This window comes from Pseudoalteromonas sp. SWN166, from assembly GCF_015864485.1.
Lineage (GTDB): Bacteria > Pseudomonadota > Gammaproteobacteria > Enterobacterales > Alteromonadaceae > Pseudoalteromonas.
Window position 1 is genome coordinate 69,190 of the sequence record NZ_JADYXB010000016.1, and the last position, 22,724, is coordinate 91,913.

Below are 22,724 nucleotides of genomic sequence, written 5' to 3' on the forward strand. Positions count from 1 at the left end.
CTTCTCCTGCCTTTTAAATTTTTACTTTGCTACTTTTATAACGTAAGACCAATATTTGTTTGGCCATCTTCAAGGGCAAACTTTTTAAGTGCCTTTACGCTATCAGAGGTAATACGCCCCATATTTTCTACAAAATCAATTAGCTCACCTAATACTTCAATTTCGTATTGCATTAATGGATGCCCTCTAACGGCAGTGTTATCTGCAACCTCGCCCTCAACCGTCATTTGATATTCAATAAAGCGCGCTACGGTTGCTTGAGATATTTTGCTAACACTAATGAACTCTTGCTCATCTTGCGCCATTAAACCGTGCATTAAGCTAAGTAAAGACGTTGCAGCATCAATAGCAGGGTAAGTACCAAACATATCAAAATCAGCAAGCTCAGGAACATTAGGTTCTATTTTTTCAACTTGTTTTTCGAGATCTATTTTACTCTTAGGCAGTAATATTTTTTCCCAACAAACATTAAGCGAACTACGTAATAAGGTTTCGTCACCAAATCCCGTTGCTTCGCTAAATAAACCGTAATTTGGCAGCATTCGCTCTATTAAAGCACTCGCTAAAACGGCTTTCTGTAAATAGTTAAGCTCTCTAATACGCTGAAAATTATTTGCTTTAGTCATTCTTTAACGTCTCACACGACCAACAAAAATCAAATGTTGATCCATTATGCTCATTACAGTTAGGGCATACCCAATCTGGAGCGGATTGTTTTACTTGTTGATAGTTTACCAATATTTGTCGCGCATGGCGCTCTTTTATCGCATAAACCTGCACACTAACTTGTGTTTGATCAAATGGAATTTCTCCCATTGCGCCTTGGAGCATCTCACCTTTTATTTTGCATTCAATGCCACTGGTTTGTATTAAGCCTTTAATAATATTAGCTTCAAGGGTATTTTCGGCTTTATAAATTGTAACCCATTGAAAGGAGCTATCTGTTGAGTTTTTATTATTAATATTTTGCAATATTCACCTCATTTATTTTGTGTTAACAATATCCTGCGCTAGATTACTAGCATGCTGCACTTTTAAGGAATAAACATGACACTTACAACCCCGGGCCTACTTTTCCCGGCCATATCGCTGCTATTACTAGCCTATACAAACCGATTTTTAGTTTTAGCGCAATTAATTAGGGAGTTAAATACGCGCGAGGGTGAATCTATTCGCCCTGTTGTAGTGGCTCAAATCACTAATTTACGTAAACGCATTAAGCTAATTAGAACAATGCAAGTATACGGAGTCGCCTCTTTTCTACTGTGTACATTTTCAATGTTTGCTTTATTTATTGAATTTAATACCACGGGCATTATTTTATTTGGTGTTAGTTTAGCTTGTTTAAGTCTATCGTTATTAACGTCTTTATTTGAAATACATATTTCCTGCGATGCAATTGAAATAGAACTGCAAAGCATTGAAAACAAACCATTAAGCAATAGGATTAGTCGGAATTTTGTGAAATAAATTTGTATTTATCGCTTCCCTATTATTTGTCACAATAATCTTATATATATGCCCCATTTTGGGGCATACTTTTTTATTATTTAGAACAATCAGACTCCAATTATCCAATTAACCTATTGACTAAGAATAACTTTATAAAAATAGTCAATTGCAAAAATGTCGATAAAGAGCAATAAACAACTAGTCTTCAATTAAAAAAGCAATACTATTTGGTCGCTTTTTTCTTTAATTAATACTAAAAGGGGGGTATCCTGCTGGAAACACGTATGAACTAGCAAATATATTTCAATATAAAATTTTACTAAACTTTAGAATAAAAATTAATATATTTGATGTCCGCTGTATCTGCGACTTACTTATAAAAAAGGACTATAAAGTGAGATTTGAACAATTAGAGCAATTTGTAGCACTTGGAGTGTTACGTCACTTTAGACAAGCAGCTGAACAAACCCAAATCAGTACTTCAGCGCTAACGCGCAGCATTCAAACACTTGAAAATGAAATGGGATATGAGTTAGTAAAACGCTCAACACGTTCAGTTAAATTAACGCCAGAAGGCGAACTTTTTCTTGAATATGCTAAAACGACTCTATCGGAGCTTGAGCTAACGAAAAAACGGATTTTTCAATTAGTAAACGGTAATGCTAACGAAAAGCTGGTTATTGGCTATACCAATAAGGCAAGCAGCATAGTACCTATTTCTTGTGGGCAGTTTTTAGCTCAATATCCACATATAAAAATTGAAATGCAATTACAAGATCAGCAAGAGCTAACACGTAAACTCCAACAAGGAGAAATAGACATAAGTGTATACTCTCAAGCGATTAATAGTATTGGCAGTGATATTCACTTACCTGATCAGCTTGTATTATTTGTTTCAAAAAATCACCCTCTTGCACATAAAAACGATATAAGTAAGCAAAACCTTGATAGCTATCCTATGTTTGGCTGCTTCTCTCAATCGAAACAAGTGCAAACCATGCTTAATGAAGCAATTGATTCTTTAAATAAATCATCAAGTATTAAAGTGGGTAGTATTGAGCAAGTAATGGCTGGCGTAGTTAAATCAGATCATTTTGCTATTGCAAGCATTGAACATGCAAACACAATCGCAGAAAACCCTGAACTCGTGCAACTGAAAACAAATAAAGATTTAAACCACGAACAACTCGTAGTACAAACAAGCCAGCAAACCTCTATTACTGAACATGTAGAGCATTTACTATCGCTTATAAAGAAAGCGGGAGCTGCATTTAACTAACCCTTCTTTTTGAAAAAGTGCGGCACAATAAACAGTAGCTTTAAATCGCTTTTCGGCTACACTGTCGCACCTTTTTTAAACAGCTGATGTGAATGAACACACTTTTTGGTCCTGATGTCTATTTAGATGATATAGAACGCCAAGGATACACCGTAATTCATAACGCGCTTATTGCCGATTTAGTTAACGATTTAGTTGCAGATTGTCACCGTATAAACCCCCACTTTAGCCTTGCCGGTATTGGTCGATTAAATAACTTACAAATAGATAAAACTATTCGTACTGACAAAACTTATTGGTTTGATGGCAGTTCTCAAGCACAGCTTACGTATCAAGCAATAATGCAAAGTATAAAAACCACGTTGAATCGTAGCTTTTTTATGGGGCTATTTGATTACGAATGCCATTATGCAAAATATACACAGGGTGATTTTTACAAAAAACACTTAGATGCATTTAAAGGTCGATCTAATCGTGTATTTACAACGGTGCTTTATTTGAATACGCCAGAGCAAGGTGGCGAACTTATTATTTATAAACCTAAAAGTAAAGAAGTAGAAATAACGATTAAACCAACTGCTGGCACATTAGTTATGTTTGAAAGCGAACGTTTTGCCCACGAAGTACTTCCCGCAGTTGACGAACGCTATTCTATTGCTGGATGGTTTAGAAAAAACGCCTCTATTAGCGGCATTATTGATCCGCCCCGATAGCTCTAAATAGTGCATTTTAACAGCCTTTATTGTGGCTTTTAAAATGCCATTGGGTATGAAAATAATAATCCCATAAAAATAGCCAAACCCACATAATGATTATTTAAAAATGCTTTAAAGCAGGCGTCCCTCTCTCGTTTATGAATAAGCATTTGTTGATAGGCCAATAAACCAGCAGCAACACTCAAACCTACTCCAAACGCGACACTTAAATGATTACTTATACCAATAAAAGCAACCAATGCTATAAATACAGCGTTAAGTAAAAATATAATGTGACGGTCGTATTTACCAAATAAAATAGCGGTTGATTTTACCCCTATTTTTAAATCATCATCTCTATCAACCATGGCATACATTGTGTCATAAGCGACTGTCCAACAAATATTAGCTATAAATAATAGCCATGCTTGCGATGGTAAACCATTAATTGAAGCCATATACGCCATTGGAATAGCCCAACCAAATGCAGCTCCTAAAACAACTTGAGGTAATTGTGTATAGCGCTTCATAAAGGGATAACAAAAGGCTAAAGCCAAAGCCCCAAAAGAAAGCAAAATAGTATTAACGCTCAGCATTAATACTAAAATAAATGCTATAACAATTAGCAGTAAAAATAGGCTAAGTGCTTCACCGCTGCAAACCTGCCCTGAAGCAAGCGGTCGCTGAGCAGTACGCTTTACTGAGCCATCTATTTTCCTATCTGCAAAGTCATTAATTACGCACCCTGCGCTTCGCATAACAACCACACCTAATGTAAATACGATAAAGTTGAGTAAGCTAGGCATTCCGCTATTAGCAAGCCACAAAGCCCAATATGTTGGCCAAAGTAATAACAAGGTACCTATAGGCTTATCTATACGCATTAGCTGTATGTAGTAAGGAATATGTTTTGGCTTTAAAGTAGCTAATCTCATGAGTACAAATACGCCCCGGGTAAAAATACTTCACACACTAAAAACTTATAATCTCGTAGCGAAAACACACTTCGACGACCTAGTAAGTTTTGTTTAGATAAATTTAATTGAGACACCAACTGCTGTAATGAATGCTCGCTGTTAAAACATGCTACTTCTATATCAGTGCGCACTAATTGAGGGTCTTGAAAAATAACATCACCAAGAGGTCGCTCTCCCATGTTAAGCAGAGGATTATACGATTTATCTTGTCGTTTATTGTCGGGTAGCCAACTTTGTGCGTAGACCATTGGCTTATCATCACATAACAAAATTACTTCTCTATTTAGTGCCGATACGGCTGTGCAACTAAGTAATTTTTGTTGCTCAACCGATAAATCAAACGTTTGCTCACTGAGCACTTTTACAGAGAAGTTTTGCGATCGACTTTTTAATTTAGCCGTTAATGAATGAGGCTCAAATAGCCAATCACGCTCAGTCGCTGTTAAGCCACTTACTTGTGAAGTATGTTGCCAATTGGCAGACAAAGAAATAGGAAAAGTAGTCACAATTGCTCAATTAAATAAAAACCGGAGCAATAATAACATTGCCAATGCATTTGAAAAAGTGATGATTTACTGCCATAAATAACTAAGATAAATAACTGCTTGGCGCTGTTTATTACACACCATTGGGTATAAACTATTTACAACAGGTTTTTAGAAACGCTTTAAATATGAAAAAAATAGTATACGCAGGTCTTTTTACATTCTTTGTAAGCGTTATAAGCTTTACAGCTCGAGCTGAATCCACAGTTGGTTATTTTGGTTTTGAGCCAGATATAATTACTAACTATATTAGCCCATCAAGTAAAAAAATGGGCTATGTGCGCGTAACTATAGATTTAATGCTTAATGACACTTCAGATATTGTAATAGTAGAGCACCACACCCCTTTACTGCGCGATGCCTTAGTAGAAATATTTTCAAAAGAGTCTGAAGAGAAAATAAAATCACTTACTGGTCGAGAAGAAATACGCGCAAAGTGCGCCGAAAAACTAAAAAGCCTTTTAAAAGAAGAAACAGGACAAGAGATCATCCGTGAAGTCTTGTTCACTAAATATTTATATCATTAGTATTTAACGGTTAACGTTTTACGTTAAATATTTTAGCGGTATAGGCAAAAGCCATGCCGCTAACTAACCCACCTAAGTGTGCCCAATTAGCCATACCAACAAACAATACATCTGCAAAACCAAGTACTAGCCAAATCAACATAAAGCCAATAATTGCGGTACTAACCAGCGCAGGTTTGTTCGGATTTAAAAAGCTATGAATCCAACAAAAACCAAGTAACCCATATACCACACCGCTTAGGCCTCCAAAATTTGGGCCAACCATTAAGTATTGTGCCCAATTACTAATAAGTGCAGTCACTAAAAACAAGCCTATTAAGCTTAGTTTTCCGCATTGTTTTTCAATATTGTCACCAAGCGACATCCACCAAATTAAGTTAAACACTATATGCATCGCGCTAAAATGTACGAGCGCGGGCGTTAACCAACTTAAAGGCTGCGTAGGTTTAAACTGCATCATAGTGTAAATGGTCTCAAAACCACCTAGTAAAAAAGCAAAATAAATTATTACGCTTACAATACTTACGGTTTGATTTAACCAGCTGAGCGCTTTAAAACGGGCTATTAGATTGAGTGATTGCCCTTGATATTTAAGCGGCGATTGCGTGCTGCCTACATCCCAAGATGCTTGTAGGTATTTTTCATGATTAGGGTTTTGTGTAAATTCAGCCCATAACGGCTGAACTTGATGAAAGTCCTCCTCAGTCACACTAATAATGACATTACTGCCATCTGCCGAGTGTATCTTTGCATCTAAACCTTGGCTTTTTAAATAATCTATAAAGCCTTGTGCGGCGCGCGGGTTATTTAAACTGCCAAGCTCTATCATCGCTCTACTTTCTCGCTGTAAGCTGCTTCCCAAGCGGTAAAACCACCATCCATGCTATAAACATCTTCAAAGCCTTGTTCAACTAAATAGCTAGCGGCGCCTTGAGAGCTCATACCGTGGTAGCACACAATTATAATTGGCTGATCGAATTCTTTTTCCATCATAAACTGGGCAATATTACCGTTAGAAAGTGCCTCAGAACCTGGGATATGACCTGCTTGATACGAATTAGGATCGCGAATATCTGCAATTACAACGTCTTCTTTATCTAAAAGTTCTAACGTTTGCGCTATAGAAATATGTTTAAATGCCATTGAAGTCTCTTTAATTAGTAGTATAAAAAAGGCGGCTAAAGCCGCCCTTCTTGTAATTTAGGTGGGAGTTAATCCCAGTTTAAAATTACTTTACCTGACTGACCTGAAATCATCATATCAAAGCCAGCTTGGAAGTCATCCACAGAATACTGATGTGTAATGATTGGATTCAAATCAAGACCAGATTGAATCAAGCTTGCCATTTTGTACCACGTTTCGAACATTTCGCGACCGTAAATACCTTTAATCACTAAGCCTTTAAAAATAACTTGGTTCCAGTCAACCGCCATATCTGATGGTGGAATACCTAGCATGGCAATTTTGCCGCCGTGGTTCATGTTATTAAGCATTGAATTAAAAGCACTTGGCACACCTGACATTTCAAGGCCAATATCAAAGCCCTCTGTCATACCTAGCTCTTTCATTACATCTTCAAGCTTTTCGTTGGCCACATTTACAGCACGTGACGCGCCCATTTTACGCGCTAAATCTAGACGGTATTCGTTCACGTCGGTAATAACAACGTGGCGAGCACCCACGTGTTTTGCAACAGCCGCTGCCATAATACCAATTGGACCTGCCCCCGTAATCAATACATCTTCGCCAACCAAGTCGAACGATAATGCGGTATGAACGGCGTTGCCAAATGGGTCAAAAATAGAGGCTAATTCGTCAGAAATATTATCTGGAATTTTAAATGCATTAAATGCAGGAATAACTAAATATTCAGCAAATGCACCTTCACGATTTACGCCAACACCTGTTGTATTACGGCATAAATGTACACGCCCTGCACGACAATTTCGACAATGACCACACGTAATATGACCTTCACCCGATACGCGGTCGCCTACTTTAAAGCCACGAACTTCCTGGCCCATATCAACGACTTCACCAACATATTCGTGACCAACAACCATTGGAGTCGGAATAGTTTTGCTTGCCCATTCATCCCATTTGTAAATATGTACGTCGGTACCACAAATAGCTGTTTTGCGAATTTTAATTAGTAAGTCGTTATGACCCACTTCTGGCTTTGGCGCATCTGTCATCCAAATGCCCGGTTCTGCTTTTAATTTAGATAATGCTTTCATAATTCACACTCAACTAAAAAACCGAAGCGAGGCTTCGGTTTAAAATAAAATTAAATAACGCCCATTTCTTTACCAATACGGGTAAATGCATCAATAGCAATATCGAGTTGCTCAATGCTATGCGCCGCTGAAATTTGTGTACGAATGCGGGCTTGCCCTTTTGGTACTACTGGGAATGAAAAGCCCGTTACGTAAATACCTTCAGCAAGTAGCTTATCAGCCATTAACGAGGCTACTTTTGCATCACCTAGCATTACGGGAATGATTGCATGATCTTTACCTGCACAGGTAAAACCAGCGGCTTCCATTTGCTCGCGGAAGTACTTAGCGTTTGACCAAAGTTTAGCGCGCAGCTCGCCGCCATTTCCTAGCATTTCAAGTACTTTAATTGATGCAGTAACAATTGAAGGTGCTAATGAGTTTGAGAATAAGTATGGGCGTGAACGCTGACGTAACCATTCAACAATTTCTTTTTTACCCGATGTATAACCACCTGATGCGCCACCCAGCGCTTTACCTAATGTACCGGTAATAATATCTACACGGTCTAATACATTACAGTACTCTGGTGTACCTTTACCGTTTTCGCCAACAAAGCCAACTGCGTGAGAGTCATCAACCATTACAAGTGCATCGTATTTATCGGCTAAGTCGCACACTGCTTCTAAATTACAGATAACGCCGTCCATAGAAAACACGCCATCTGTCGCTATTAGCTTAGTTTTAACGCCGGCTTCATCGGCTGCAATAAGTTGCTTTTCAAGATCAGCCATGTCGTTATTTGCATAACGAAAACGCTTAGCTTTACACAAACGTACGCCATCAATAATTGATGCATGGTTTAGAGAATCAGAAATAATAGCGTCTTCTGCGCCTAAAATGGTTTCAAACAAGCCTGTGTTTGCATCAAAACATGAAGAATATAAAATTGTATCTTCTGTTTCTAAAAATTCACTGATTTTTTGCTCTAACGTTTTATGGATATCTTGCGTGCCACAAATAAAACGAACAGACGCAACACCAAAACCATGGTTCTTTAAACCGTTTTGCGCCGCTTCAATTAGCTCTGGGCTATTAGCTAAACCTAAGTAGTTATTAGCACAAAAGTTGATTACTTTACCTGATGCAACTTCAATTTTAGCTTGCTGTTGGGACTTAATAATACGTTCGCTTTTATACAAACCTTCGGTTTTTACGTCTTCAATTTGCTGTTGTAGCTGGCTAAAAAAAGCAGATGCTCTCATCTGTGATCTCCATTTATTTGAACGGGTAAACAACCACATTTAAATGGCAGTTTATTATGTGGGGTATTGTAAAAGTTTAATGGGAAAAATGCACGGTTTGTAGTTCGTCCTAAACGCCATAAACTGGAAGGAATTCCTGCCAGTTTACAATCTAATTTGTTTAGTTTATTTATGTATTTAAAAGTGCGGGTAAATTACTTATAGAATCGATAATTAAATCAGCCTCTTGTTTTGCACTTTCGTCAAAACTTTGCCCTGAGCGAACTAAAACACGGGTAGTGATCCCTGCTTTTTTCGCAGCCTGCATATCACTGAGTTTGTCACCCACCATAATGCTGCAAGCTGGGTCGATGTTATGCTCTTGTATGCCTTGTAATAACATACCTGGTGCCGGCTTTCTGCAATCGCATTGTTTTAAATATTCTGGTAGCGCTTTTTTAGGGTGATGAGGGCAAAAGTACACATCGGTAACTTTAATACCGTGCGCACTAAATTGAGCTTTCATCCATTGCGTTAGTGCTAAAAAATCAGCTTCGGTGTAATAACCTCGACCAATCCCAGATTGGTTAGTGACGATTATGATTTTATAGCCTGCATCATAAAACGTTTTGCAGGTATTAAAAACACCGTCAATAAATTCAAACTTTTCGCTTTGATAAACATAACCATGATCAACATTTACCACGCCATCTCGATCTAAAAAAAGCGCTTTATTTTTTTGTTGCTCATTCATTACAAAGACTCTTTTAGTACAACATGATCAAACATCGCTTTTACATCATCAACCGTAATTTGGCTCATTAAATCATTGCCTTTAACGCGCGTACCCCACGGCACTTGCTCAGCCGTTTTACCAGTTTGCTTAAGCAAGTTTTGATGATAAACCTCTACCACATAGTCTTGGTATAAATAAGGGCCTGTTCGTGCTGGATTTGAATGTGCATACAAACCAATAACGGGCGTACCCACAGTTACTGCCATATGTGCAGGGCCTGTATCGGGCGCGAGCACTAAGCTGCCACGCTTTAACACGCACAACAATTCTTTGAGTTTCGTTTTACCCACCAAGTTTAAAATAGGCGTGTTGCTGTGCTCTATAATGCTATTTGCTAGGTTAATTTCAAGTTCTGTTGGGCCACCAGTGAGTACAACTTTAAAACCTTGCTCATTAGCATAATCAGCCAGTGCCGCGTAACGCTCAGCTAACCAATTACGCTGTGCTTTACTTGCTGCCGGCGATATTACAAATAGTTTATTCGTTAAATACTCAGGCGTGAGCAGTTCGTCAGCAATCGCTTGGTCTTGCTCTGTATATGGCATATTCCAGCTGGGTTTATAATCAGCAACACCAATGGCTTTAGCAAAACCTTTAAAGCCTTCAAGAACGTGCGCCTGGGCTTGTGGGTCTATGCGTTTATTAATAAACAAGCTGTGCAATTCTTTTGAACGCGCCCAATCGAATCCTATTTTTACTTTTGCAGGAATACAACGCGCTACAAACCCAGCTCTTAGTGCAACTTGCATGTTAAGCAGCACATCAAACTGTTGGCCTTTAAAACGCTGTTTTAAGCTTTTAAGTGCTACTTTACCTTGTTTTTTATCAAATACCACCAGCTCAACACCCGGTAAATCGGCAAGTAGCATGGCTTCTATTTTACCAATAACCCACGTAATTTTTGCATTAGGATGTGCTTTTTGAATGGCTTGTACTGCACTCACACCATGACATACGTCACCAATGGCTGAGAGTCTTAATATACAAATAGATGAATAGTTAGGAGCTTGAGTCACACATTCCCTTAGGTATTAAATACAAAAGCCGATCTTAAATTATAATCACGCTATTGCAAGCACTTATCCTGAGCTTTAAAACGCGCTAATATAGACACATTATTTAGCAATTACACAGAGCTATGTTTAAACAACACGTGCTAGGCAATCACACTGTATTAAGCCACCCCAAATACACAAGCCAAATTACCCTCGATTGGTTTGATGCCAATTTTTGGCAAAAACAAAATAAAATTGTGGGTGCTAAAAAAGGCAGAGCAACAGCGTGGTTTTTTAAACAAGATAATTTAACAGCCGTACTTAGGCATTATTGGCGCGGTGGTTTGGTCGGTAAATTGCTAAGCGATCAATATTTATACCCAGGGCTTGAACAAACCCGTGTTTATAAAGAATTTAGCTTAATGAGTAAACTTATAGAACTTGGTTTAAATGTACCAGCTCCTATAGCAGCTAAAATAACCCGCAGCGGATTAATTTACCGTGGTGATATTATTACAGAGGCAGTTAAAGGCGCTAAAAGTTTACTCGACATATTAATTAAACGCCCATTGACTCAAGATGAGTTGGAGCGCATTGCGAAAACAATCGCGCTATTTCATTCAAAAGGTGTGTACCACGCCGATTTAAACATTAATAATATTTTGTTTGATGATACTGGTGATGTGTATATTATCGACTTTGATAGAGGTGAAATAAAAACACCTAATACGCAATGGCAACAAAGCAATATGGCACGGCTTGAGCGCTCATTTTTAAAAGAGCAAGGTCGAAACGAGTCATTCCATTGGCAAGCGAGTGACTGGCAGACTCTACACAGTAACTACCTTAAAGCGCCAGCTAATGTATAGCCAGTGCTAAATACTGCAGAGCAACTTGCTCTGCTTGTACTTGTTTTAAAATTTCAGCGTTTTCTACATTTGGCTTATCTGCTAGCACCTGCTTAACGGCATTGGCTAATGCCTCACTTTGTCCAACGGGTACTAAGTACTTACTTAGCTCGCCTGTTAATATCTCACTTGGGCCAAATGTACAATTAGTGCTAACCACCGGAGTACCCACGGCTAAAGCCTCAATTAATACCGTTGAAAGTCCTTCAAAATCAGAACTCAACACTAAAGCTTTGGCATGCTTAATCCAGTTATACGGGTTTTGTTGAAATCCTGGTACTACTAACTGTTTTTCTATGCCATATTGCTGTGCAAGCTTTAACGCTTTTGCGGGTTTATTACATAAAAGGACTAACTTGTATTTTTTATCGAGCTTTGCAAATGCTGAAAATAATATATCGTGACGCTTTTGTTTAGCGAGCCTTCCTACATGAATTAAGTAAGGTTCATTAGGAATATTATTATTTTGCTCGCTTGCTTGTTGTCTTATTTTTTCAAAATCGAACGGGTTATAAATTGTTGTAATAGCACTTGGGTTAATTAAATCTCCTTGTGTTATTTCTTTTTCAACACCCATTGATACGCAAATAAGTGATTTCCTATTGAGATTTTGCTTACTCTTTTTAAGATATAAATAAGAAAATGGACCTAACTTTTTTTGACGGGCAAGTTCTGCATTGACGGAGTTATGAATTACAAAATTAACATTTTTGATATTACTTTTTGAGAGTAAGTTATTGCTTCTGTCGAGGTTTGAAAGCACTAAATTAATATTGCCCAGCTCGCTTTGTTTTTTTTCAAACCAAGTTTGTAGTATTAAAATGCTATTTTTACGCTGCTAAAATCGATCTACTTTTGATGCCCTATGTGCGAATAAACTCTCCACACTAAGTACTTTAGGAATATTATATTCAATTGAGTTAGCAAGAGATAAAATAGTGATGTTGTGCTGTAACTTGGCCATTTCCTCAGCAAGGGTAAGCATTACTTTTTCAGCACCACCACCCACTAGGGAATCAATTACAATCACTATATTCATTATCGATCCCCTATAAGCATATTTTTTATGCCATTAGTGATCACATCGAAGCTATGTGTATTATCAATTTGGCTATATTTAGCAACGAATTCATTATAGAAAGGCTCGCTAATAACTTGAGCTATTTTCGTAGTGATTTCATCAATATCAAAATTTGCTTTTATGACAACACCTGCATTAACACAATGATCCAAACGTGTATTTTGATCTTTTGAGATAGCACATGCCACAACGGGGGTTTGAACTGCAATTGCTTGCAGTAAAGTATCTCCACCGCTAAGTAATGCGATTTTAGCTTGGCTCATTAATGCCAAAAAATCAGTACTTTGCAGACTTGCTAAACAAGTAACCTCATCACTTTCAGGAATGGCTTTCTTATAATTGGGACCAAACACAACAACTGCTTTTAAACCAGTGTGCTTAGTAATTTTAAGCGCGGCTTTAAAGTAAACATCAGCACAATTAATATTATTTAATATATGCCCGCCTGAGCCGGCATTAACAATAAAATAGCCTTCCGGTACTAAGTTATAGCGATTTAAAACATCACGTTTTTGCGCGCAAGAGGCAAATGTAACAAAAGGACCTACATTACGAGGACGTGCCAAGGGAAACATGTCTAACTTCGTACTTTCAGCCCATGTAAGTGGCTCAATACAATAATCAGGCTGTACAACCCAATGTGTATCAATTAAATTAATTCTGTTAATTTTTAAGCCTTTAGCACGTTTTTTTGCATGCTGAGAAATGAATATAACTTTAGCGCCTACCTTTTTAGCCGCCTTCATATGCCCTGCACGTCCTGCACAATCAAAAACAACGACATCAGGTTTAAATTGCTCTATAAAGTCGCAAACAGAATCAAGCTCTTTAGTCGCTGAGTGTTCGAGTAGTGTGACTTCAAAAGGACAATCTTTTGCGTAGCTTGTATGCTTATTTAATATAAAGTGAATATCGAGAGAATCTGCAAGTTCTGCCTTTAAACTTTGAGCCAACAACAACGAGCGCATATATTCACCAATGCCTTCTGGTGATGATACTGGAATAAATAAAAGTCGTTTGTTGCTCATTGCATTCTCAATGTCCTATTTGAGCTCCAGTATATCAATCAGATACTTATTACGATAGACAGGTTACATTTTAATATATTAAATTAACTCTATAAATTTGATTATTTACTGCAATAGCAGACTTAGATTGATAAACTTAGCCGCAATCTTAATCACAAGGATCTGAACTTTGCGAAACAGAATTTTTCTACTTTCTACTCTTTTTTGCGCTATGAGCGCATCAGTTAATGCTGAGCCATGGGTAAAACCCGATGATTATGGTCTAAGAGCTGATATTCAACAATTAGCTGATGCCGGTGTTATTTTAGCTCCTGTAACTACCTATCCGCTTATGTGGAAAAGTTTTATAAGCGATGTGGAAAGTATGCCGCTGGAGCAATTATCTCCAAGCTTACAAGATGCTTTACTTCGCGTTAAACATCGATATAAATCAGAAAATAGTAGCTCACATAGTCTTCAATTATCAGCTTTTGCAGCCACAGATCCAATCATAGCAACGAGCTTTGGTGCAACAAATACTCAAGAAACAGAGCTTTCTGCAGCTTACGCTTATTTAGGCGATAACTTTGCAGCTAAAGTAGCTGTAAATTATAGAAAAGACGGTAAAAAATGTTTAGTTGATGGAAAAACGACCGACGATATAGTTACCAACGAGCAAGCTTTAACCGATTGTAACGATACCTCACTTGATAATAGTTACTTAGCTTACCGTTTAGGTAACTGGATTTTTAGAGCCGGTGCTGTTGAACAATTTTGGGGACCTGGTGTTGATAACAGCTTAATTATGTCAGGTAATGCAAAACCACTCCCTGCGTTGAGTGTTACTCGAGAAAAAAGTACCGCTTTTGAAACACCATGGTTAAGTTGGATTGGTCAATGGGGCTTTACTGCACAAATGGCAAAGCTTGAATCAACGCGTGTTATTCCTGATGCTTTACTTTGGAGCACTCGTGTTAATTTTCGGCCTATTCAACAGTTAGAAATTGCACTTAGCTGGTCTGCACAATGGGCTGGTGACGGTCAGCCTAGTTCAGCGGGTGATTTTATTGATTTAGTTACGGGTGGCGGAGAGTGTGTAGGTAATGCTGAGCAATGTCAAAGAGAAGGGGAAACTCGCTTAGGTAATCAACTTGCGGGTATAGATATACGTTGGTCAGATACTTTATTTAATCAACCATATGCAGTCTATGCCAGCACCATAGGCGAAGATACTAGTGGCGGTATAAAACCAGTCGACAGAGCCTATTTATTTGGTGTACAAACTACACAACGAATATACGATCAAAGCGTATTAATAAATGTAGAGTATATAGATACAGGTGTTTCATGTAATTTAGGCTCACGAGGAGAAAATTGCTATTACGAACATAGTACCTACAAATCGGGTTACCGTTACCACGGTCGCACTATTGGTTCAACCTACGATAACGATGCACAATCAGTCGTTTTAACTCTGCTAGGTCAGTTATCTAATGGAAACGATTGGCAGGTAAAATTACGTAGTGTTGATTACAACAGCGATAACAGGGACCTTTACCCTAACAACCCAGATTTAGGCAATTCTATTACTAAAACAGGGTTTAACTCTAAGCAATTAGAACTGCGTTACAGAATGCTCTCTATGGGAGGGCGCGTCACTTTAGGTGCTTTTGCATCTAACAACGACGGTGCTGAAAACGATACTTCTGCATTTGCTAAGTACGAATTCAATTTTTAATAAGTTACTTTTAATAAAGTAACGTATTAAAATTAAAAAAGGGATGAAAACAGTGTTTTCATCCCTTTTTGTATTTTTTAAGCAAACTAAATCAGTAATTACTGTTTAATTTTACTAATTACTTTTGATGTTGAGCATCCATCTAAAAATTCAAGTACTTCAACTTTTCCACCATGGCGAAGTACATGCTCAGCACCTGCTATTTGCTCTACGGTATAGTCGCCACCCTTAACTAAAATATCAGGGCTTATTTGCTCAATTAATTTAGCGGGAGTATCGTTTTCATCTAGACTGCCAAACGGAATAACCCAATCAACTGATGAAAGTGCGCTAAGTACCATTGCACGCTCATCTAGTGGGTTAATAGGACGATCTGCCCCTTTTAAACGCGTAATAGATTCATCATTATTTAATCCAACAACCAACCTATCGCCTCGTGCTTTAGCTTGCGCTAAATAACGTACATGCCCAGCATGTAAAATATCAAAGCAGCCATTAGTGAATACAATGGTTTCGCCATTTTGTTTTGCAAATTCAATATGTTGAAGTACATCATCAAATGGAGTTTGATAATGCTCACCAGTAGTATGTAAATACTGTCCAAGCTTACGACTTAATTCTTCTGGCGAGACAGTCGCTGCGCCAAATTTACTAACCGCTATACCTGCCGCTAAATTAGCAATTTCGACTGCATCTTTAGGTTCCATGCCCGCGCCAAGCATTACCGCCAGTGTTGCTATAACAGTATCGCCAGCGCCAGTAACATCGCTTACTTCAAGTTCTTGTGCTGCAAAATCAAACTTTTCATCTGCGTTAATAAGCGACATACCTTGCTCAGAACGCGTAAGCAACATGGCTTTAATGCCATTTTTGCTAATTAAATCACGCGCACTTGCTGCTAAAGCTTCTTCTGAATCGGTTTGACCACCCGCTAACTTGAACTCATGTAAGTTAGGTGTAATGTAATCAGCACCTTCATATAAATGTAAATCTGGCGATTTAGGGTCGATTAAAACTGTTTTACCCGCACTTTTAGCAAGACTTACCATCTCTTTAATTAAACTCAAAGATCCTTTGCTGTAATCAGAGAACACAATAAAGTCGTATTCATCTAGCACAAGCTCTAAACGGTTTAATAAAAGTTGGCTGTGTTGCTCAGTAAATGTTTCTTCTAAATCAAGACGAACGAGTTGTTGATGACGACTAATAACACGCATTTTTGAAATAGTCGGTAAATCACATACACTGACTAATTGTGAATTTATTTTTTCACCTTTTAGAATAGTCTCTAAAATCTGCCCGCTTTCGTCTTCACCAATTAAGCCCAGTAAGCCAACTTTTGCATCTAACCGGGCTATATTTTTTGCAACGTTAGCTGCGCCGCCCGCTTTGTCTTCAAATTTACTTACCTTAACAACAGGGACTGGCGCTTCAGGCGAAATACGCCCTGTATCGCCATACCAATAACGGTCTAGCATTACGTCGCCAACAACCAATATCCGTGCTGCCGATAAATTTTTTAATAACGATAAATCCATTACTGCTGCTCCGCAACAACCATATCCATGGCTTCACATAACCAGTGACCTATAAACATGTGAGCTTCTTGAATACGTGCTGTTTCGTCATTTTTTATAATGATAGGTAACTTAGCAATATCTTTTACTTTACCGCCATCACGCCCAGTTAATGCCACTGTAAAAGCCCCTAGTTTATTTGCAGCTTCTAATGCTAAATTAATATTATTACTAGTACCTGACGTGGTTAAACCAATTACTAAGTCTTCTGGTTTACATAGCGCTTGAACTTGACGTTCAAACACTGTATCAAAATGATAATCGTTGCTGTGTGCGGTTAAAATAGAGGTGTCGGTGGTCAGTGCCATTGAGGCAAGCGGACCACGCTCTAATTTGTAACGCACTACAAATTCTGCCGCTAAATGCTGAGCATCTGCTGCACTACCACCGTTACCAAACCAAACAATCTTGCCACCAGCTTGTAATGCACTGTGACACGCTTCTAACAGTTGCATAGATTCTTGATGATAAGCTTCCATCGTTTCAAATAATGCTTGATGACGGTTTAATGTTTCAACGTAGCTAGCTGCCACTGAATCGATAATTGACATGAAAAATTCCTCTAGGAACTGAAATAGCAGGGAAAAATTAAATCCATTATTCCATAATTTTATTTAATTGTGTGCATTTTATCGGGTTATAACTGAACCCAGACCATATTTTATTGCGAGTATGTTTAGAAAACAGCTATTTCACGGTAAACTAACGCCACTTCCCTTTAAGAAAGATCAGTATGGCACGCATTTTTTACTCCTTAGCATTAATTTTTATTAGCCCACTGATTGTATTTTATCTCTATATTTTACGAGGTAAAAAAAACCAAGGCTATCGTGCACACTTTAAAGAGCGCTTTGGGTTTGTCAGTAAGTCTTTATTTTCGACTAAAGCTAAACCTTTAGTTTTTCATTGTGCGTCTGTTGGTGAGGTACTTGCCGCAACACCACTTATTAAAGCGCTTCAAAAAGCGCATCCAAATTTAAATATTCTTATAACCTGTAATACACCAACAGGCAGAGAGCAAATACTAAACCAGTTTAAAAATACTGTAGCGTGTAGCTATTTACCAATCGATTTTCCATTTGCAACGGCGCGTTTTTTAAAGCGTGTAAAACCACAAGCATTATGTATTTTAGAAACCGAGCTATGGCCAAATTTAATGGCGATAAGTAATAAAAAAAACATACAGGTACTTGTCATCAATGCAAGACTCTCTGAAAAGTCGCAGCAAGGCTATCAAAAAGTCGCTAAGCTAACGCATATTATTATGCGCTCAATTACAGTTCTTGCGAGCCATAACAAAGCAGATGCGGAGCGTTTTATAGAGCTTGGTCTTGATAAGTCAAAAAGCCATGTAACAGGTTCGATAAAATTTGATATAACACCGAGTGACGAGCAATTAGCCAAGGTACTCAACCTTAAACAGCTTTATAGTCGCAATGAACATAGCTGTCATGAAGGTATCAGTAATGAACACAACAATGGCGAACGTTTTGTATGGGTTGCAGGCTCAACACATCCTGTAGAACATGAATTAGTATTGGCAGCTCACCAACAGTTACTAAAAAAACAACCTAATGCATTACTTATAATTGCTCCGCGCCACCCAGAGCAATTTGATAAAGTAGCTGATTTTTTAACACAAAGCCCGCTTAGTTTTAGCCGCCGCAGCAAAAATAACTATAGCAATGAGCAAGTCCTCCTTGCTGACACGCTTGGTGAACTACAGTGTTTATATGGCGCTGCAAATGTGAGCTTTATTGGCGGCAGCTTAATACGTAGAGGTGGGCACAATCCATTAGAATCAGCAGCATTTTCGGTGGGCGTAATAACGGGTCCGCATACATACAATTTTGATCATGTTTACCCTGAGCTTATAAAGCTTAAAGGCGCTGTAGTGGTTGATAACAACGACGAGCTTGCAAAACAGCTTATAACGTTTAGCCAAAATACAAAAGCATGCCAAACCTTAGGTATTAAAGCTGCTCAATGCGTTGCTAAAAACCAAGGGGCTATACAAAAAACACTTACCATTATTAACCAATATTTAGAGCCAAAATCGTGACCAACATAGCCATAAGCCAAACCCGCGAATGGGTATCATCTGTTATTGTTAAATATAACTTTTGCCCGTTTGCCCGCAAAGAAGTAGAAAATAATTGTATTCATTACATCGTAAGCCCAGCAACGAGCATGGATGACGCCGTAATGGATATGCTTGAGCAATGTGTTGAACTTGACCGCGAACCAGAGCGCGAAACGACGCTTATCATGTTTGATAACGGCTTTAGTGACTTTGAAGATTATTTAGACTTGGTCGATTTAGCTAATGCGCTGTTAGTCTCACAAGGGTTTGAAGGCAAGTATCAAATTGCTAACTTTCACCCTGATTACGTATTTGCCGATAGCGATGAAACCGATGCAGCAAACTACACAAATAGAGCGCCCTTTCCTACTTTGCATTTAATCCGCGAAGCCAGTATGAGCGAAGCACTTGATAGTTATAACGAGCCTGAATCTATTCCAGAGCATAATATAAACCTAGCAAGGCGTAAGGGTATTGATTTTTGGCAGCAGTTACTCGAAGGCTGTAAAAAACCGAGCGCTTAGAGGCTCGGTTTTATTCTTAATTTTGTTCTTAGTTTTAGCAAAATAAGGCTAGCTGGGTCGCTATTTTTTAACCCAGTTACCATTCACTTCAACATAATGACCACTTTGCGTTTTTTCAATTGTTTTGGCAGCGGCGAGTGCCTCTACTTGTGAAAGTGATAAATTATTCTTTTTAGCCAGCTTTAAGTACTGCGCTTTACGCTTTGTATTTATGTCATCAACAACTGCTTTTGCTTCTGCATTTTGTACAACAAGCCCTAAATAACCAGAGCTATCTTCACCGACTAAACCTTGGTTTTTAGCGTCATCAAGGCTAATAGCCCACGCAGAGAACGACATACATACAGCACTAAGTAATGTAATAATATTTAATTTTTTCTTCGTATTCATGTTATGGCTCCTTAAAATAACTCACTGTCGTCACTAAATAAACTGTCGAGTTCTTTGTCTACTTTTACGCGAATTTCGTGATCAACTTTCACATTTAAATTAATTGTAATAGGCTCTTTTGCAGACACCTCAACACGGTGCGTGCAGGCACTTAGTACGCTAATAGCACCCAGCGCGAGCAGTACTTTTATCGATAACGACTGTCTCATTATTAGTTTCCTTTTTGTGAGTATTGTTGCTCAACTTTTTGTGTGATTTCGTCACTTAAACGCAATGCGCGTAAAAGTGTAAATACGTTTTCTTCATGATTGTAGTTAAAGTTAACTTGCTGCTGCTCTGCTTTATTATAACCTTGTAAATTAACACCGAGTTTTAACCAACCATCACTTTTTAGTACAACACTACTATTTAACTTTTGAATATCTAGATTTGTTAATAATCCTAACACAGGTTGCAACTCTTGCTGTTGCTGCATCACCGAATCAAACGCTACGTTATTAGTAATTTTTAAATTACCTGTGCCTTGGCTAAATAAACTGCCATCAATTATTTCAATTTCACCACTATTAAAGTGGACTGGCAACGCGCCTGCTAAGCGTCCCGTTAATACAATGCCCGACTTATCATCGAGTGTAACGAGTTTACTCGCATCAATATTTTCAAACTTAACATTAGCAACTTGGTTTGGCTGACCTAATGTGTAGGTATCTAACGAAAACTCGCCGCCAAATACATCGCCTGTTATATCGTTTACTAGAGCGCTATTATCGTTAACTTGCCACTGCCCTTTAATATTTTTTACAACAGCACCGGCTCTAAATTCATTTAAATTAAAGGTAGTTGGTTTTACATTAAGCTTACCTGAATTATATTGCCCGCTAAATACGCTATTCAAATCACTCGCAAGGTAATCGTTATAAAGTGCACCTATGTGAGTAACCCCTATATTGAATGAAGCGTTTTGCAAGTTTACATCACCACTAATATAGCCATTAAATTTACCCTCGGTTAGTTGCGCAAGTGGTTCAAATTGACTAATAAACGTATTTAACGGCAACACACTTTGCTCAGGAATAATAACTTCAAACGGATGAGCTTGCGCCGATACATGATGATTTATCACTAACTCGACATCGTTTATAAATGCGTGATGACTGGCTTTTAGTGCACGGCTTTGTAGCCCCGTAGAGTCTACTTTTATATTATTAAGTTTTATGTCAGGGCTATTAACAGCCTTCATATTCGTTTTTGCTGTTAACTCGGCAAATAACTCGCCCACGCCTAAATTAGCATTTGCTGTTAATGTGTTACTTATATCCGTTGCTTTAAATTCTTTATATTGTGCGCTTTTAAATTGATGCGTTAATGTTACTTCTGCGTTTAACTGCTTATCCATTTTTGCAGTTAAATCACCTTGGTATTGCACTGCGCTTATATCAAATGCATCTACACTATTGAGCGTTAATTTAGCATTTATAAGCCCAACTGGTTTTGAGTCAATAAACTCACTTAAATCAAAGCGACCACTAAGGCTAAGCCCATTCGCTGTTGCAGGAACAAATTCAGGCAAGCTTTCAAGCGCAACCGCGTAATCGCCTTTAATAGCAGTGCCCACTAACTGAGCATTAACGCTGAAATTATTTATATCGGGTGTGCTTATTTGAGCTGATAAATTTGTCTGTACGTTTTCAAGTGGCGATTTAATATTAAGTGCTGTATCTGTCATTAAAATATCAAATTGCTTATCGCCCTCACTCACCAAATTAATTGCAGGTAAGCTCAGCTCACTCCCTTCTAAGCGAATTGATTGAGGGAGTTTAAGTTGCCAATTTAAAGGAACTTGATTGCTCACAAAGCCTGCGTATTCACTTGGTGGAATTAACTCAGTACAGCTTGGTGTTAGATTAATTTTGTTATTAAGCAGGTCAGTATTAAGCATTAACGCTTGGCTGTTTAAATTAAAATGAGTTGCCAACTTGCCAGTGGTTAATACGTTGACCTGACATTGCTCATAAATATAAGCAAACTGGGCACTAATATTGCCATTTAATTTAAGCTCTATACCGTCAAAGCTAAACTCTTGCTGAGTATTAAAATTAACGCCAGCTATTAAGGTCTTTTTAGTGTTTATGACTTGCTTTAAAAGAGTGTCATCAACTTCAAACTGACCACTTATTTTATCAGCAGCCAAAGTTGCACTCGCGTTTATATCACCAGTGACATTAAACTGATTTAGTGTGGGTTCCAATATACTTATTTTTAGTGGCTTATTGAGCTGTTCACTTTTTACTACAAGCTGTTTAATGCTGATTAATGGACGGGTTGAAGGCAGCGTTAAATCGAGATTTTTAGCAAGTTGATTAGCATTATCGCTTTTAGGGAAAGGATTAACCGTTAGCACAGCATTTTTAATATCTACACGCTTTGTATTTGCAGTAATACCAGTGAGTTGTAATTGTTGATTTTGATAATTTACACACACTCTGTCAGCATGAATATTTAGTTCAGACGTAATTGAAAAATCGAGACAACTTAACGTAATGCCTGCTTTTTTGAGCTCAGGCGCTATAACCCACTGCAATAGCGGCAAGCAAAATACATAACCAAGCAGCAAGGTACTTAGCAATAAAACACCAACAATTAAACCAACTCGCTTAAACATACTATCCTTAAATGCTTTGTGCTTTTAG

Annotated in this window: 24 protein-coding genes and 1 pseudogene; 8 read left to right on the forward strand and 17 right to left on the reverse strand. The window is 38.0% G+C overall.

The window, feature by feature from the left end; translation table 11 throughout:
* Nucleotides 1–35: 35 nt before the first annotated feature.
* Both I6F49_RS11495 and I6F49_RS11500 read right to left on the reverse strand, forming a co-directional pair.
* On the reverse strand, nucleotides 36–626 hold the full coding sequence (locus I6F49_RS11495; RefSeq protein ID WP_197180550.1) for a YjaG family protein: 591 nt from the start codon (nucleotides 624–626) through the stop codon (nucleotides 36–38).
* Nucleotides 619–972 (reverse strand): putative signal transducing protein, encoded by a 354-nt coding sequence (locus I6F49_RS11500; RefSeq protein WP_149594119.1) that lies wholly within the window; start codon nucleotides 970–972, stop codon nucleotides 619–621. Before I6F49_RS11500 ends, I6F49_RS11495 begins: the two co-directional genes overlap by 8 nt.
* Nucleotides 973–1,047: 75 nt before the next feature.
* On the opposite strand from I6F49_RS11500, the gene I6F49_RS11505 reads away from it, so the two are divergent.
* The 3 genes from I6F49_RS11505 to I6F49_RS11515 all read left to right on the forward strand — a co-directional run bounded on the left by I6F49_RS11505 (nucleotide 1,048) and on the right by I6F49_RS11515 (nucleotide 3,444).
* A complete protein-coding gene (locus I6F49_RS11505; RefSeq protein ID WP_010554403.1) occupies nucleotides 1,048–1,470 on the forward strand; it encodes a DUF2721 domain-containing protein in 423 nt (140 codons plus the stop codon).
* Nucleotides 1,471–1,846: 376 nt separating this feature from the next.
* The gene (locus I6F49_RS11510; protein WP_197180552.1) at nucleotides 1,847–2,731 is read left to right on the forward strand and encodes a LysR substrate-binding domain-containing protein; all 885 of its coding nucleotides are present in this window, start codon (nucleotides 1,847–1,849) and stop codon (nucleotides 2,729–2,731) included.
* A gap of 92 nt (nucleotides 2,732–2,823) precedes the next feature.
* Nucleotides 2,824–3,444: a 2OG-Fe(II) oxygenase gene (locus I6F49_RS11515; RefSeq protein ID WP_197180554.1), complete on the forward strand. Its 621-nt coding sequence runs from the start codon at nucleotides 2,824–2,826 to the stop codon at nucleotides 3,442–3,444.
* A 38-nt stretch (nucleotides 3,445–3,482) separates the two neighbouring features.
* Here I6F49_RS11515 and ubiA read toward each other — a convergent pair whose 3' ends face one another.
* Both ubiA and I6F49_RS11525 read right to left on the reverse strand, forming a co-directional pair.
* Nucleotides 3,483–4,361, reverse strand: a complete 879-nt coding sequence (gene ubiA / locus I6F49_RS11520) for a 4-hydroxybenzoate octaprenyltransferase (protein WP_197180556.1) — start codon at nucleotides 4,359–4,361, stop codon at nucleotides 3,483–3,485.
* Entirely contained in the window at nucleotides 4,358–4,909 is a 552-nt protein-coding gene (locus I6F49_RS11525) for a chorismate--pyruvate lyase family protein (protein WP_197180558.1), read from the reverse strand. Before I6F49_RS11525 ends, ubiA begins: the two co-directional genes overlap by 4 nt.
* A 167-nt stretch (nucleotides 4,910–5,076) precedes the next feature.
* Between I6F49_RS11525 and I6F49_RS11530 the strand changes: the two genes are divergently transcribed.
* Nucleotides 5,077–5,475, forward strand: coding sequence for a flagellar basal body-associated protein FliL (locus I6F49_RS11530; protein ID WP_197180560.1), 399 nt, complete (start codon nucleotides 5,077–5,079; stop codon nucleotides 5,473–5,475).
* A gap of 10 nt (nucleotides 5,476–5,485) precedes the next feature.
* On the opposite strand, the gene glpG is transcribed toward I6F49_RS11530, so the two are convergent.
* The 6 genes from glpG to I6F49_RS11560 form a co-directional block, all read right to left on the reverse strand.
* Nucleotides 5,486–6,304 carry a rhomboid family intramembrane serine protease GlpG gene (gene glpG / locus I6F49_RS11535; protein ID WP_197180562.1) on the reverse strand — a complete coding sequence of 273 codons (819 nt, stop codon included), beginning with the start codon at nucleotides 6,302–6,304 and terminating at the stop codon, nucleotides 5,486–5,488.
* On the reverse strand, nucleotides 6,301–6,618 hold the full coding sequence (gene glpE, locus I6F49_RS11540) for a thiosulfate sulfurtransferase GlpE (RefSeq protein WP_077537084.1): 318 nt from the start codon (nucleotides 6,616–6,618) through the stop codon (nucleotides 6,301–6,303). The genes glpG and glpE overlap by 4 nt, the downstream gene beginning before the upstream one ends.
* Nucleotides 6,619–6,686: 68 nt before the next feature.
* Nucleotides 6,687–7,712 carry an L-threonine 3-dehydrogenase gene (tdh, locus tag I6F49_RS11545; RefSeq protein WP_002961053.1) on the reverse strand — a complete coding sequence of 342 codons (1,026 nt, stop codon included), beginning with the start codon at nucleotides 7,710–7,712 and terminating at the stop codon, nucleotides 6,687–6,689.
* A 50-nt stretch (nucleotides 7,713–7,762) separates the two neighbouring features.
* Nucleotides 7,763–8,956, reverse strand: coding sequence for a glycine C-acetyltransferase (locus I6F49_RS11550; RefSeq protein ID WP_197180564.1), 1,194 nt, complete (start codon nucleotides 8,954–8,956; stop codon nucleotides 7,763–7,765).
* A gap of 169 nt (nucleotides 8,957–9,125) precedes the next feature.
* Nucleotides 9,126–9,689, reverse strand: coding sequence for a D-glycero-beta-D-manno-heptose 1,7-bisphosphate 7-phosphatase (gene gmhB, locus I6F49_RS11555; protein ID WP_197180566.1), 564 nt, complete (start codon nucleotides 9,687–9,689; stop codon nucleotides 9,126–9,128).
* Nucleotides 9,689–10,747: a glycosyltransferase family 9 protein gene (locus I6F49_RS11560; RefSeq protein WP_197180568.1), complete on the reverse strand. Its 1,059-nt coding sequence runs from the start codon at nucleotides 10,745–10,747 to the stop codon at nucleotides 9,689–9,691. The genes gmhB and I6F49_RS11560 overlap by 1 nt, the downstream gene beginning before the upstream one ends.
* Nucleotides 10,748–10,869: 122 nt before the next feature.
* Between I6F49_RS11560 and I6F49_RS11565 the strand changes: the two genes are divergently transcribed.
* Nucleotides 10,870–11,595, forward strand: coding sequence for a 3-deoxy-D-manno-octulosonic acid kinase (locus I6F49_RS11565; protein WP_197180570.1), 726 nt, complete (start codon nucleotides 10,870–10,872; stop codon nucleotides 11,593–11,595).
* Here the strand turns inward: I6F49_RS11565 and I6F49_RS11570 are convergent.
* Nucleotides 11,585–12,673: pseudogene (locus I6F49_RS11570) on the reverse strand (glycosyltransferase). The gene I6F49_RS11565 and the pseudogene I6F49_RS11570 sit on opposite strands and share 11 nt — an antisense overlap.
* Nucleotides 12,673–13,743, reverse strand: coding sequence for a glycosyltransferase family 1 protein (locus I6F49_RS11575; protein WP_197180572.1), 1,071 nt, complete (start codon nucleotides 13,741–13,743; stop codon nucleotides 12,673–12,675). Before I6F49_RS11575 ends, I6F49_RS11570 begins: the two are co-directional and overlap by 1 nt.
* Before the next feature lie 211 nt (nucleotides 13,744–13,954).
* Between I6F49_RS11575 and I6F49_RS11580 the strand changes: the two genes are divergently transcribed.
* Complete coding sequence (locus I6F49_RS11580) at nucleotides 13,955–15,460, forward strand: capsule assembly Wzi family protein (RefSeq protein ID WP_197180590.1); 1,506 nt, start codon at nucleotides 13,955–13,957, stop codon at nucleotides 15,458–15,460.
* 98 nt (nucleotides 15,461–15,558) lie between these two features.
* Here the strand turns inward: I6F49_RS11580 and hldE are convergent, their stop codons facing one another.
* Both hldE and I6F49_RS11590 read right to left on the reverse strand, forming a co-directional pair.
* Nucleotides 15,559–16,998: a bifunctional D-glycero-beta-D-manno-heptose-7-phosphate kinase/D-glycero-beta-D-manno-heptose 1-phosphate adenylyltransferase HldE gene (hldE, locus tag I6F49_RS11585; RefSeq protein ID WP_197180574.1), complete on the reverse strand. Its 1,440-nt coding sequence runs from the start codon at nucleotides 16,996–16,998 to the stop codon at nucleotides 15,559–15,561.
* A complete protein-coding gene (locus I6F49_RS11590; RefSeq protein ID WP_024611243.1) occupies nucleotides 16,998–17,588 on the reverse strand; it encodes an SIS domain-containing protein in 591 nt (196 codons plus the stop codon). Before I6F49_RS11590 ends, hldE begins: the two co-directional genes overlap by 1 nt.
* A 182-nt stretch (nucleotides 17,589–17,770) precedes the next feature.
* Between I6F49_RS11590 and waaA the strand changes: the two genes are divergently transcribed.
* Nucleotides 17,771–19,099 carry a lipid IV(A) 3-deoxy-D-manno-octulosonic acid transferase gene (waaA, locus tag I6F49_RS11595; protein WP_197180576.1) on the forward strand — a complete coding sequence of 443 codons (1,329 nt, stop codon included), beginning with the start codon at nucleotides 17,771–17,773 and terminating at the stop codon, nucleotides 19,097–19,099.
* Nucleotides 19,096–19,644 carry a DUF1415 domain-containing protein gene (locus I6F49_RS11600; RefSeq protein ID WP_197180578.1) on the forward strand — a complete coding sequence of 183 codons (549 nt, stop codon included), beginning with the start codon at nucleotides 19,096–19,098 and terminating at the stop codon, nucleotides 19,642–19,644. Before waaA ends, I6F49_RS11600 begins: the two co-directional genes overlap by 4 nt.
* A gap of 60 nt (nucleotides 19,645–19,704) precedes the next feature.
* Here the strand turns inward: I6F49_RS11600 and I6F49_RS11605 are convergent, their stop codons facing one another.
* The 3 genes from I6F49_RS11605 to I6F49_RS11615 are packed head-to-tail and all read right to left on the reverse strand — an operon-like array spanning nucleotide 19,705 to nucleotide 22,696.
* Nucleotides 19,705–20,034: a YdbL family protein gene (locus I6F49_RS11605; protein ID WP_166114754.1), complete on the reverse strand. Its 330-nt coding sequence runs from the start codon at nucleotides 20,032–20,034 to the stop codon at nucleotides 19,705–19,707.
* 11 nt (nucleotides 20,035–20,045) lie between these two features.
* Nucleotides 20,046–20,243, reverse strand: coding sequence for a YnbE family lipoprotein (locus I6F49_RS11610; RefSeq protein ID WP_165729381.1), 198 nt, complete (start codon nucleotides 20,241–20,243; stop codon nucleotides 20,046–20,048).
* Nucleotides 20,244–20,245: 2 nt separating this feature from the next.
* The gene (locus tag I6F49_RS11615; RefSeq protein WP_197180580.1) at nucleotides 20,246–22,696 is read right to left on the reverse strand and encodes an intermembrane phospholipid transport protein YdbH family protein; all 2,451 of its coding nucleotides are present in this window, start codon (nucleotides 22,694–22,696) and stop codon (nucleotides 20,246–20,248) included.
* Nucleotides 22,697–22,724: the final 28 nt, after the last annotated feature.